This is a genomic window from Siminovitchia fortis, assembly GCF_007681465.1.
Classification (GTDB): domain Bacteria; phylum Bacillota; class Bacilli; order Bacillales; family Bacillaceae_C; genus Siminovitchia; species Siminovitchia fortis.
Window position 1 is genome coordinate 1 of record NZ_VEKZ01000080.1, and the last position, 11,140, is coordinate 11,140.

The window sequence follows — 11,140 nt, forward strand, 5'->3', positions numbered from 1 at the left end:
GGTGGCTGAAAAGCTGCCTCCTCGCAATTCGTCTTGTGCTTGTCGCCGATAGGCGGGCGCCTTCCGCTTTTCTAATTAAGAGGATGTTTGGGTGATCAAGTCGTTTCCGATTTCGGTATTTCAATTGGAATCAGGTGGTCTTCCAATCTTTGCCGATACACTTCATATTGCTGCGGAAGCATCAATTTTTCACCCATTGTTTCAAACGATTCGTCATGGGAAAATCCCGGCGGATCAGTTGCGATTTCAAACAGAATGTTTCCATGCTCCCTGAAATAGATCGCATTAAAATAATTTCTGTCCTGGACAGGCGTTACGCCATATCCATGGCCGGCAATATATTGTTGCCATTCCAGCTGATCGGCATCGTCCATTGCCCGCCAGGCGATATGGTGAACAGTTCCGGCGCCCATTCGGCCGGCCCCGCTTCGGGCTGTCTTCAAGTCAATAATATTTCCAATATCAGCGGTTGAGCGGAAACGGATCAGCCCATCTTCCTCTCCAACTTTTTCAAGGCCCATAATGTTTTCCAATAGTTCTGCTGTTTTCTCCGGACGCGAAGAAAGAAGTGTGGCCCCGCCGAACCCTTTGATGGCTGCGTCAGGATGGATTCCATCGACTTTCCAGGTGTTTGGCTCTCCCGCTTCTCTTTCGACAATCTCTAATTGAAGTCCGTGGGGATCGGAAAAGGAAAGATAATTCTCACCAAAACGTTCCGATTTGGCAAAAGATACATGGAATTTCTCCAGGCGCTGTTCCCAGAATCCCATGGCACCAGGCGGCACAACGTAAGATGTCACGCCTACTTGGCCGTCACCGATTTTTCCCGGATAGGCATCAGGCCAAGGAAAGAATGTAATAATTGTTCCAGGTTTTCCGCCCTCATTCCCGAAATACAGATGGTATGTGCCCGGGTCGTCAAAGTTGACTGTTTTCTTGACTAATCTCAATCCCAAAACTCCGGCATAAAAATCAACATTTTCCTGCGGATGTCCGACAATCGCCGTGATATGGTGGATGCCGTCTGTTGTTTTATTCATCATGAAAGCTCCTTTCATATATTGTTAGCACGTTTGCCGATTCTTTTAAGCAGATCGATTAACAATTCTTTTTCCTTTTCACTAACATCACCAAAAATATCTTCAATCAATTGTTGGTGCTTTGGAAAGATTTTTTCCATGAATGCTTTTCCCGCGTCGGTCAACATCACATGGACTGCCCTGCGATCTTCGGGACAGGCTTTCCTTTCAAGCATTCCCTTTTTCTCCAGTTTGTCGATCACATAGGTCATCGACCCGCTGGCGATCAGCACTTTGCTGCAAATTTGCTGAACCGTCATCTGCCCCTTATAATGGAGTGCCTCCAAAACTGTGAATTCTGAAAGATTGACTCCATAATTGGACACATCCTGTTTGACTTTTTCCTGCATCGACCTGGCCGCCTTCATCAGAACGACAAATGATTTTAATGATAAGTTTTGGCTCATTTTGCACCTCTATTCTACAATTACCCTTAATTCATATATTTTGAATTCAGTATAATTTTAACCCGCAGGATACTTATTGTCGAATAATAAATCTTGAAAAATCTTCCGTCCGTTGCATACATGCCATAAAAAAGGTATTATAGTAAAGTCTGATAAAATAAATATTTCGACAAAATTTCTTACTTTTCTTACATCTTGGAGGGGAACAAATCATTATGAAGGAAAAACTTTCATTTTCATCATACTTCGTCATTGGAGTGATGTTATTTGCTTTGTTTTTCGGAGCGGGGAATCTCATTTTTCCGGCTTCACTCGGGCAAAATGCAGGAACTAATCTTTGGCCTGCTGTTATCGGATTTTTAATTACAGGAACAGGTTTGCCGTTCCTGGGAATACTGGCCATGGGATTTTCGGGAAGCCGTAATCTTCAGGAATTGGCAAGCCGGATTCACCCGGTTTACGCCGTCATTTTTACTGCGCTTCTTTATCTGACAATTGGACCTTTTTTTGCTACTCCGCGGACAGGGGCCGTAGCTTATGATATCGGGATTGCTCCTTTTGTGGCCGATGATTATGTCAAAATAGGGCTATTCATTTTTACTCTGTTGTTTTTCGGCATCACTCTCTGGCTTTCTTTGAATCCATCAAAAATTGTCGACCGTGTCGGAAAAATCCTGTCACCGGGGATTATCATTCTTCTGGCGGTTTTATTGATTACCGTCATTGTCAAACCGATGGGATCATTTGAAGCTCCTCAGGAAGCATACAGTAGCGGTGCGTTCATGAAAGGATTCACCGAAGGCTACAATACGATGGATGCCCTTGCGTCACTTGTTTTCGGTATCATTGTCATCAACGCGATCAGGGCACTCGGCATCACGTCTAAAAAAGAAATTCTGTCGGCAACGATGAAATCAGGTATAGTTGCAACTATTTTTCTAGGAATCATTTATGTGGGGATCGCCTATTTGGGTGCGACAAGCACCGGAATGTTCGGTCTTTTTGATACAGGCGGACCTGTTTTGAGCAATGCATCCTCTTATTATTTCGGAACGTTCGGAGCAGTGATGCTTGCGATAATCATCATTCTTGCCTGTCTGACAACAAGCATCGGACTGATTACAGCATGCGGCGAGTATTTTAACTTGCTTTTTCCAAAAATCAGCTACAAAGCATTTGTTCTATTCTTTTCCCTGCTGTCGTTTACGATTGCGAATTTCGGGTTGGCGAACATTATCAATTACTCGGTTCCGGTGCTGATGTTCCTGTATCCGCTGGCCATTGTACTCATGCTTCTCACATTCCTGTCGCCATTATTTAAACATTCAAGGCTTGTTTATGTTGCTGCGATTGCTGTGACTTTCTGTATCAGCATCATCGACGGTTTGAAAACATTCTTTGATATTTTTGAGATTCAGTACCCGAATTGGCTGTTTTCAATCATTGACTTTTATAAAAACAATCTTCCAATGTACACGGAAGGCCTCGGCTGGCTTGTGCCGGTGCTTGTTGTCATCCTGGTGACAGGAATCATCGGACGTGTGAAATATCAAAAGCAGGAAGATATGCGGGCAACTGAAGTCTAAATTGACTTAAAAAATGAAAAAGTCCTTGACTTCCATTTATCAAAAAGTTATCATCTTAAATAATTAAAACTTTAACGGATATTTTCGGCTGTGACGAAGAGGAGTAGCTGTTTTTCAACACTTAAGAGAGCCAGTGGCAGGTGTGAACTGGTGTGCGGAAACGGTGAATGGACTTCCGAGCTTTCAAACTGAACCTTGCCGCGGGCAGGCAGTAGGTTTCGACGTGGGTCTCGACGTTAAAAGAGACGGGCAATAAGCGATCATGCTTGCTGCCGGCAAAGCGAGCCGTTTTTCGGCTAATAAAGGTGGTACCACGGGTTCCCTCGTCCTTTGGATGAGGGGCCCTTTTTGCATTACAAATGAAAAAATAAAAATCGATGAATAAGAAGAGTACACTTGGCAGGTGACGGAACAGAGAGCCGGTGATGGTGGGAATCCGGCGCGCACCGCTTTGTGGAATGGGCTTATGAGAGTTTTCCTGAATCGAGTAGGGAAAGACGGCTTCCCCCGTTACAGGGATAGGGTATCGCGCATGTTAAAAAAGGCGCTGTACCCGAATGAGATGGAGATGTTTGATGATCTTCAATAAGAGGTGGCACCGCGACTATATCGCCCTCTATAAATGCACTTATGTGTATTTATAGAGGGCTTTTTGTTTTGTAAAAGATAAAAACGGGAGGTTATTCACATGAAATCACAATTGCAAAAACTGATGGCCGGTGAAAGTTTGAGCATAGAAGAGATGAAGGAAGCGGCCGGGCTTCTTTTTACGGGGGAAGCTTCGGACAGTGAGGCGGGGGCATTGCTCGGGCTCCTTGCGTTAAAAGGGGAAACGGCGGACGAAATCGCGGGGTTGGTTCAGGCCATCCGTGAAAAATCAGTTCCCATCAAATCGGTCCGGGGAAGCGTTATGGACAACTGTGGAACAGGCGGCGATGGTTCGAAAAGCTTCAATATCAGCACAGCTTCTGCGTTTGTCATTGCCGGAGCCGGCATCAAAATCGCCAAGCACGGAAACAGGAGTGTGTCCAGCCAGACAGGCAGCGCGGATGTTCTGGAGCATTTGGGAGTTGCGCTTGAATGTACGCCGGAACAGACAGAAGAGCTGCTCGAAGAAAACAATATCGCTTTTTTATTCGCACCGTACGTTCACCCTGGAATGAAGCAGGTGATGAAAGTTAGAAAGGATTTACGGGTTCCGACCATTTTTAACCTGATCGGGCCTTTGACGAATCCGATTGAACTCGACACTCAGCTGATGGGAATTTACCGCCGCGATAAATTGGAGCTGATGGGAAGCGTTCTGAAGAGGCTTGGAAGAAAGCGCGCGGTTATCGTAAATGGAGCAGGCCATATGGATGAATTGTCACTGGCGGGTGAAAATCATCTGGTCATTTTGGATGAAGGGAAGCTTCATTCAATCACCTTGACTCCGGAGGAAGCCGGCCTCCCAACTTATTCATTGGAAGAAATTACAGGCGGAGATGCGGAAAGAAATGCCAGCATCTTGATGAGTATATTGCGCGGGGATGACGGTCCTTTCCGTGATACCGTTCTTCTGAATGCCGGGGTAGGGATTTTTGCAAGCGGCAGGACGGATACGATCCAGGAAGGGATTCAACTGGCAAAGGAAAGCATCGATTCAGGGGCGGCCATGTCAAAATTGGAGTTTTTAATCAGAAAAAACGGGAGATTAGAGCGGGGAGTGGTTTAATATGACAATTTTGGATCGTATCATTGCACAGAAAGAAATAGAAGTAAACGAACTGAAAGCCATTTATAGTTTTAAGCACCAAAAGCCTGTGAAAAGAAAATCATTATATGAAAGCTTAAGGACATCCGAGACGATGAGCGTCATTGCAGAGGTGAAGCGCGCTTCGCCATCCAAAGGGGACATCAATCAAATGGTCGATCCGGTCACGCAGGCAAAGCAATATGAAAAAGCCGGTGCCGCGGCGATATCGGTACTGACGGACCGGCAGTTTTTTAACGGATCGATGGCTGATTTGTCGGCAGTTGCTTCAGCAGTACCTGAAATCCCTCTGCTTTGCAAGGATTTCATGATTGACCGTGTGCAAATCGACACAGCCGTTGATCATGGGGCAAGCATCATTTTACTCATTGCAGCGGCATTAAAGGAAGAGCAGCTCAGGGATTTGTATGGCTACGCGAAATCGCTTGGCCTGGATGTGTTATTTGAAGTCCACAATGAGAAGGAAGCGGAGACGGCCCTCCGGATCGGTGCGGATATTATCGGCATCAATAACCGCGACTTGAAAACATTCAACGTCGATTTGGCGGTGACAGAGCGGGTAGCCGCTTTAATAAAGGACGAAAATATTGTGGTTGTCAGCGAAAGCGGGATCCGGACTCGGGAAGATGTTGCATTTGCAGAAGCTGCGGGAGCCAGGGCGGTGCTTGTCGGGGAAACGCTCATGCGATCGGCGGATATCGCTGCAACGATGGATGAAATCCGGATTCCGCTGCGCAGGGCGGTGCGCTGATTGAAAGTGAAAATTTGCGGCATTACAACAACGGAAGCAGCACAAACGGCGTACGAAGCGGGAGCCGACATGCTCGGATTCGTTTTTGCCGACAGTTCAAGGAGGATCGAGCCTGATGCCGCAAAGAATATCGTGGGACGGCTTCCTGATCATGTGGCTGCGGTTGGCGTTTTTGTCAACGAAACAATTGAAAATATTCGTCGTATCGCAGAAACAGCCGGACTTGATTACATCCAGCTCCATGGAGATGAAACACCGGCATTTTGCAAAGAGCTATCGCTTCCGCTCATTAAGGCTTTTACCATCAAGAAAGCAGCCGACGTGAAAAAGTTGTCTGAATACGAATGTGACTTTTACCTTGTGGACAGTCCCGGAATCCATTACCGCGGAGGAAGCGGGAAGCCGTTCGATTGGAGCCTTTTAAAGGATCAAAACCTTCCAAGGGAAAAAATGATTTTGGCAGGCGGCCTCAATCAAGCCAACGTGACTGAAGCGATCAGGCAAGTCCAGCCCGCGGCAGTGGATGTATCAAGCGGCGTGGAAACAAACGGGAAAAAAGACCATCAAAAACTAATTGATTTTATCAAAACGGCAAAACAATCTTATTAAGGGAGAGGAAAGGCTATGGCTACCAATGTGTTACCTGATGAAAAAGGCCGGTACGGACAGTTCGGAGGACGTTTTGTACCCGAAACTTTAATGACCGCAGTGTTGGAATTGGAAGATGAATATAAAAAGGCGGCTGCTGATCCCGAATTCGCGGAGCAGATGGATTATTATTTAAAACAGTATATCGGCAGGGAGACGCCGTTATATTTTGCGGAAAATTTAACCCGAAAAATCGGCGGAGCGAAAATTTACTTGAAGCGCGAAGATTTGAACCACACCGGCGCTCATAAGATCAACAATACGATCGGGCAGGCGCTGCTGACGCTTCGGATGGGCAAAAAGAAAGTTGTTGCCGAAACAGGCGCAGGCCAGCACGGGGTTGCGACGGCTACAGTCTGCGCCCTGCTTGGATTGGAATGCATCGTATTCATGGGGGAAGAAGACATCAGGCGCCAGCAGCTGAACGTATTCCGGATGGAACTGCTCGGAGCTGAAGTGAGAAGTGTGTCCCAAGGAAACGGCACATTGAAAGATGCGGTGAACGAAGCGCTGCGCTACTGGGTTGCCAATGTGGAGGATACGCACTATATTTTAGGATCCGTTGTAGGGCCGCACCCGTTCCCGGAAATTGTCCGCGATTTTCAAAGCGTGATCGGGAAGGAAACGAAAAAGCAGATGCTGGAGCAGGAAGGAAAGCTTCCAGATGCTGTCGTCGCCTGCATCGGAGGCGGGAGCAACGCGATGGGAATGTTCCATCCGTTTGTGGAAGATAAAGAAGTGAAGATTTATGGGGTTGAAGCGGCAGGATCCGGAATTGAAACCGGAAAGCATGCAGCGACGCTGACGGACGGAAAAGCCGGAGTTTTACACGGAACGTTGACATATTTGCTGCAGGATGAAGCGGGACAGATTCAAGGAGCACATTCCATTTCGGCCGGCTTGGATTATCCCGGAGTAGGTCCGGAACATGCCTATTTAAAAGATTCCGGAAGAGTGGCATACACTTCCGCGACAGACGGTGAAGCATTGGAAGCCTTCCAGTTTTTATCGAAAACGGAAGGCATCATTCCCGCTTTGGAAAGCTCACACGCCGTCGCTTATGCCATCAAACTGGCTAAAGAAATGAGTCCGGAAGAAACATTGGTCATCTGCTTGTCCGGAAGAGGGGACAAGGATGTCGAAACAGTAAGAGCAGTGTTGGGAGGCGGACAGAATGGGTAAAAAAAGGATTGATGAAGCGATTCAGGGCGTTTTGCAGCAGGGAAACAAAGTTTTTGTCCCTTATATCATGGCGGGCGACGGAGGCCTTGAAAAATTAGCGGACCAAATTTCATTTTTGGAAAAAAGCGGGGCGACTGTCGTTGAATTAGGCATTCCATTTTCCGATCCGGTGGCAGACGGCCCGACGATACAGGAAGCGGGAATCAGGGCGCTCTCCAATGGAACAACATTGGAAAAAGTGCTGGACACATTGAAAGGATCCAAGGCATCGCGCTCGATTCCGATCGTTCTGATGACTTACTTCAATTTGATTTTTGTCTATGGAGTGGAACGGTTTGCCGAAGAATGTGAAGCAGCAGGTGTAGACGGCGTCATCATTCCGGATCTTCCGCTTGAGGAAGAGGAGTTGGTGGTCCCCGCGCTTTCCAAACATGAAATTGCCTTGATCCGCCTCGCTGCTCCGACAAGTCCGCGCAGCAGGCTGGAAGAAATCGCGAAACGGACGGAAGGGTTCCTTTATGCGGTGACTGTAAAAGGAACGACTGGGGCCAGATCTGAATATGAAGAAGGGGTTGCAGGATATTTGAAAGAATTGAAATCTTTATCCTCCGCCCCGGTATTGGCAGGCTTTGGCGTTTCTACGCCGGAACACGTGCAAAGTCTTAGCCGGCACTGCGACGGAGTCATTGTCGGAAGCAAGATCGTCCGGGCGCTCGCAGATGAAAAGCCGGATGACATTAAAGAGCTAATCAACGCCGCGAAACACGCCGATATAAAAATGGTATAAAAACATGTTTTCATTATGAAAAATCGGGTAAATATGGGGAAAGGAATAAAGGAGGAACCTCTTAATGGGTAAACCCGGAAAAATGCCTTATGTACTGTTGGGAGTTGGTGTGGCAGGGGCTCTTTTATCTACTAAGGAAAACCGCGGAAAAGCGATGGATATGTTTGAAAAAATAAAGGAAAAAGTATCGAACCTTTGGGGAGGACGCAAAAAACCGGAATTGTTGGAAAAAGCCGGACGCCCTGACCCACACGATCATGAAGATGCAAAAATGGTCGGGGAAGGCGCGCAGTACAGCGTCGAGTATTACAATAAAGAAGTCCAGCAGCCTTAAAAATACGCCAGTCAATCTGTGGATGACACGATTGGCTGGCTTTTTTTTGTAATCAAGCCGCCCGCCGTTTGCATAAAATTTAGTACAGGCATTATTCGGCCAAGAAAAAAATGATACAATATGCAGAGGATAGAAGGGGACGGAAATCTATGAAATTAGTAAAATCCGAATTTGACAAAGATGAAAAATAAATTATTGAAAATCATTCTTATTATTGCACTCGTCGGTGTGTTTTTATATGTCAATAATCACTGGCTTCAGGTGTCTTCCCATGAAATATCGTCTGACCGGATTCCGGCAGCCTTTGATGGACTCGTCATTGTGCAGCTGTCGGATTTGCATGACGCGGAATTTGGAAGAGAACAAGTGAAATTGGCCGAAAAAGTAAAAAAACTGAATCCGGACTTGATTTTTCTGACGGGAGATCTGATTGACAGCAACCGGTATGATCTTGAAAAAAGCCTCCATCTCGTCAGGAAATTGGTCGGCGTTGCAGACGTATATTATGTTACGGGCAATCATGAAGTTGCCGTCAATCAGGTGGATGAAATCACAGGTGCCCTTCGGGCCTTGGGGGTCAATGTACTGAATAATGAAGCAAAGGTTCTGGAGCAAAACGGGGAACAGCTCGTGATTGCGGGCATTGAGGATCCTTTGATGGAGCCGGCCAAGCCTTCTGAGAAAACGATTGCCAAGTATATGGACCGTACTTTTGATGGTATACCCGACCAAAATTATCGGCTGCTTCTTTCTCACCGGCCCGAGGTGTTTGATGTTTATGTTGACAGGCAGGTCGATCTGATTTTTACCGGCCATGCGCATGGCGGGCAGGTGCGGATTCCGGGGATCGGCGGCATTATTGCTCCTGGTCAGGGCTGGTTCCCGACATATACCGCGGGAATCTATACGAAAGGCATTACGACGATGGCCGTAAGCCGGGGACTCGGTAACAGCATCATTCCATACAGGATTTTTAACCGTCCCGAGATTGTTCTAGTGACGCTTAAGAAAGAATGAGGAAGGGAAAGGAATAAAAAAGCAGAAGTCTTGGCATCCTTTTCAATAAAGGAGGCCTTTTTTTATGTTGAATCTCATCATGAAACTGATCATCTGCCCCATTGTTGTGGCCATCGCGGGAAGTATGCTGACGAACGTGAACTTCTCCCATGTCTACCAGCCCATTGTCATTGGTGCCACATTGGCTGTTGCGGGACATTTGCTCGAATGGGCATTATTGTCAAGAAACACGTTTTGGTTCAGTACAATTACGGACTTTGTTTTTTCTACATTAATCATTTATATTTTAGGCTATTTCTTTTTTACCGCTCAAGTTACTTTTTTTGGAGCTGTTGTCACTGCTCTTCTATTAACACTTGTAGAGTTTTTCGTCCATATGTGGCTGATCCGGTCGGGCCGCGCAAGGAAAGAAATGAAACTGGGGTGATCAAAAGGCGGGAGCGCCTCGTTCGGAAGGCTTAACCCGCCTTACATTTTTTGAAGGGCATCCTCTACTGAAGTGTCCCCTGATATCAGCTCAACTGTCTTATTTGTCATACGGTCGGAATCAAGGGATGCGGCAATCACTTTGGCGGCATCTTCGCATGAAACGGCCGGATCTTTGATCCAGTTGATGCTTTCCTCGAGCTTGACTTTTCCGGACGGCTTTTCGGTGGATAACTCCCCAGCACGTATAATAGTAAAATCCATCCCGGTATTTTTTAAATAATCCTCCGCTTCCCGCTTTTTATATAAATAATCTTCTTTGGAGCCCTGCGGATCATCCGCCCCCATTGCACTGAGTAGAATAAAACGTTTCACTTTATTGCGGGCCGCAGCATTAATCAGCGCCTTTGTATCCTCCAACACGGATTTGATCACTTTCTGGTCATTCGTTTTGACATCACAGCCTCCTGCATAAATCACGGCGTCCATTTCTTCTGTCAAAGCATTCAATTCCTCCACATCTGAAGGCATAGTGGAAATTCTGTCCTGGCCAATATATTCCAAAGTCTGTTTCTGCTCTTCTTCATGAACCACAGCATATGTTTCGTGATCGGTGTTTTTGGCTAAATAATCGACTAAACACCGGCCGGTATCGTCGCAAGCTCCGGCAATCAATACATTCATGGGCACCGCTCCTTTTTAAATTATTTTTCCTGAATGAAGACATATTAAACAATCTCTTGTTATGATAGGAGAAAAAGGCCTCCTTATAAATGTAACGGGTTCACTTTAAGGGTGCAAAACAGCAAATCGCAACGGAAATAGGATGCTAAATCGCAACAACTTTAGCACTACTTTTTTATTGCTGTATCGCAAATTAGTATATAAAATCGTACGATAAATCACATAGTAAATAACAACTTGCGAATAAATATTCTCTATCTGATAATTGAATGGCTAAAATAGATGTGAATTATCACCTGATTCACTTGTGATTGAAATAAACGGAAAAATTCCGTTTAATTTGGGAAATACATATATTTCACACGAAATAAGGGAAGTTTTTCCGCTTATATTAACCAAATCCTTGTTTTTTGCCTTATTTATCCCAAATTACGAAAGTAAATTTGCCGAAAACTAATTCAGCGCTCTTTTGGGAACAATTTACAA

Annotated in this window: 12 protein-coding genes and 2 other annotated features; of the genes, 9 read left to right on the forward strand and 3 right to left on the reverse strand. The window is 45.9% G+C overall.

Features of this window, described 5'->3' with window-relative positions:
- Positions 1-95: 95 nt before the first annotated feature.
- Both FS666_RS17755 and FS666_RS17760 read right to left on the reverse strand, forming a co-directional pair.
- Complete coding sequence (locus tag FS666_RS17755) at positions 96-1,040, reverse strand: ring-cleaving dioxygenase (RefSeq protein WP_144463100.1); 945 nt, start codon at positions 1,038-1,040, stop codon at positions 96-98.
- 14 nt (positions 1,041-1,054) lie between these two features.
- Positions 1,055-1,486 (reverse strand): MarR family winged helix-turn-helix transcriptional regulator, encoded by a 432-nt coding sequence (locus FS666_RS17760; RefSeq protein WP_144463101.1) that lies wholly within the window; start codon positions 1,484-1,486, stop codon positions 1,055-1,057.
- A 215-nt stretch (positions 1,487-1,701) separates the two neighbouring features.
- Here FS666_RS17760 and brnQ point away from each other — a divergent pair, with 215 nt between their 5' ends.
- The 9 genes from brnQ (at position 1,702) to FS666_RS17805 (ending at position 9,971) form a co-directional block, all read left to right on the forward strand.
- Positions 1,702-3,072, forward strand: a complete 1,371-nt coding sequence (gene brnQ, locus FS666_RS17765; RefSeq protein WP_144463103.1) for a branched-chain amino acid transport system II carrier protein — start codon at positions 1,702-1,704, stop codon at positions 3,070-3,072.
- An 81-nt stretch (positions 3,073-3,153) separates the two neighbouring features.
- Positions 3,154-3,406 (forward strand) — a binding site (T-box leader).
- Positions 3,407-3,440: 34 nt separating this feature from the next.
- Positions 3,441-3,692 (forward strand) — a binding site (T-box leader).
- Between the two features lie 68 nt (positions 3,693-3,760).
- Positions 3,761-4,786: an anthranilate phosphoribosyltransferase gene (gene trpD, locus FS666_RS17770; RefSeq protein WP_144463105.1), complete on the forward strand. Its 1,026-nt coding sequence runs from the start codon at positions 3,761-3,763 to the stop codon at positions 4,784-4,786.
- Between the two features lies 1 nt (position 4,787).
- Positions 4,788-5,576, forward strand: a complete 789-nt coding sequence (gene trpC / locus FS666_RS17775; RefSeq protein WP_144463107.1) for an indole-3-glycerol phosphate synthase TrpC — start codon at positions 4,788-4,790, stop codon at positions 5,574-5,576.
- 6 nt (positions 5,577-5,582) lie between these two features.
- Positions 5,583-6,185, forward strand: coding sequence for a phosphoribosylanthranilate isomerase (locus tag FS666_RS17780; protein WP_306463609.1), 603 nt, complete (start codon positions 5,583-5,585; stop codon positions 6,183-6,185).
- A gap of 15 nt (positions 6,186-6,200) precedes the next feature.
- Positions 6,201-7,406 carry a tryptophan synthase subunit beta gene (gene trpB / locus FS666_RS17785; RefSeq protein WP_144463111.1) on the forward strand — a complete coding sequence of 402 codons (1,206 nt, stop codon included), beginning with the start codon at positions 6,201-6,203 and terminating at the stop codon, positions 7,404-7,406.
- Positions 7,399-8,193, forward strand: coding sequence for a tryptophan synthase subunit alpha (gene trpA / locus FS666_RS17790; protein WP_144463113.1), 795 nt, complete (start codon positions 7,399-7,401; stop codon positions 8,191-8,193). The genes trpB and trpA overlap by 8 nt, the downstream gene beginning before the upstream one ends.
- A 64-nt stretch (positions 8,194-8,257) precedes the next feature.
- Complete coding sequence (locus tag FS666_RS17795; RefSeq protein ID WP_244943949.1) at positions 8,258-8,527, forward strand: YbyB family protein; 270 nt, start codon at positions 8,258-8,260, stop codon at positions 8,525-8,527.
- A 180-nt stretch (positions 8,528-8,707) separates the two neighbouring features.
- The gene (locus tag FS666_RS17800; protein WP_144463115.1) at positions 8,708-9,544 is read left to right on the forward strand and encodes a metallophosphoesterase; all 837 of its coding nucleotides are present in this window, start codon (positions 8,708-8,710) and stop codon (positions 9,542-9,544) included.
- A 64-nt stretch (positions 9,545-9,608) separates the two neighbouring features.
- Positions 9,609-9,971, forward strand: a complete 363-nt coding sequence (locus FS666_RS17805; protein ID WP_120070417.1) for a DUF2512 family protein — start codon at positions 9,609-9,611, stop codon at positions 9,969-9,971.
- 41 nt (positions 9,972-10,012) lie between these two features.
- On the opposite strand, the gene FS666_RS17810 is transcribed toward FS666_RS17805, so the two are convergent.
- On the reverse strand, positions 10,013-10,654 hold the full coding sequence (locus FS666_RS17810) for an NAD(P)H-binding protein (protein ID WP_144463117.1): 642 nt from the start codon (positions 10,652-10,654) through the stop codon (positions 10,013-10,015).
- Positions 10,655-11,140 lie beyond the last annotated feature (486 nt).

Bases quoted from the DNA above. Each gene is read 5' to 3' on its own strand.
- trpA (WP_144463113.1), top strand. From the start codon at position 7,399: ATGGGTAAAAAAAGGATTGATGAAGCGATTCAGGGCGTTTTGCAGCAG.
- FS666_RS17810 (WP_144463117.1), bottom strand. From the start codon at position 10,654: ATGAATGTATTGATTGCCGGAGCTTGCGACGATACCGGCCGGTGTTTA.
- FS666_RS17800 (WP_144463115.1), top strand. From the start codon at position 8,708: ATGAAAAATAAATTATTGAAAATCATTCTTATTATTGCACTCGTCGGT.
- FS666_RS17760 (WP_144463101.1), bottom strand. From the start codon at position 1,486: ATGAGCCAAAACTTATCATTAAAATCATTTGTCGTTCTGATGAAGGCG.
- trpC (WP_144463107.1), top strand. From the start codon at position 4,788: ATGACAATTTTGGATCGTATCATTGCACAGAAAGAAATAGAAGTAAAC.
- brnQ (WP_144463103.1), top strand. From the start codon at position 1,702: ATGAAGGAAAAACTTTCATTTTCATCATACTTCGTCATTGGAGTGATG.
- trpD (WP_144463105.1), top strand. From the start codon at position 3,761: ATGAAATCACAATTGCAAAAACTGATGGCCGGTGAAAGTTTGAGCATA.
- FS666_RS17755 (WP_144463100.1), bottom strand. From the start codon at position 1,040: ATGAATAAAACAACAGACGGCATCCACCATATCACGGCGATTGTCGGA.
- FS666_RS17805 (WP_120070417.1), top strand. From the start codon at position 9,609: ATGTTGAATCTCATCATGAAACTGATCATCTGCCCCATTGTTGTGGCC.
- trpB (WP_144463111.1), top strand. From the start codon at position 6,201: ATGGCTACCAATGTGTTACCTGATGAAAAAGGCCGGTACGGACAGTTC.
- FS666_RS17795 (WP_244943949.1), top strand. From the start codon at position 8,258: ATGGGTAAACCCGGAAAAATGCCTTATGTACTGTTGGGAGTTGGTGTG.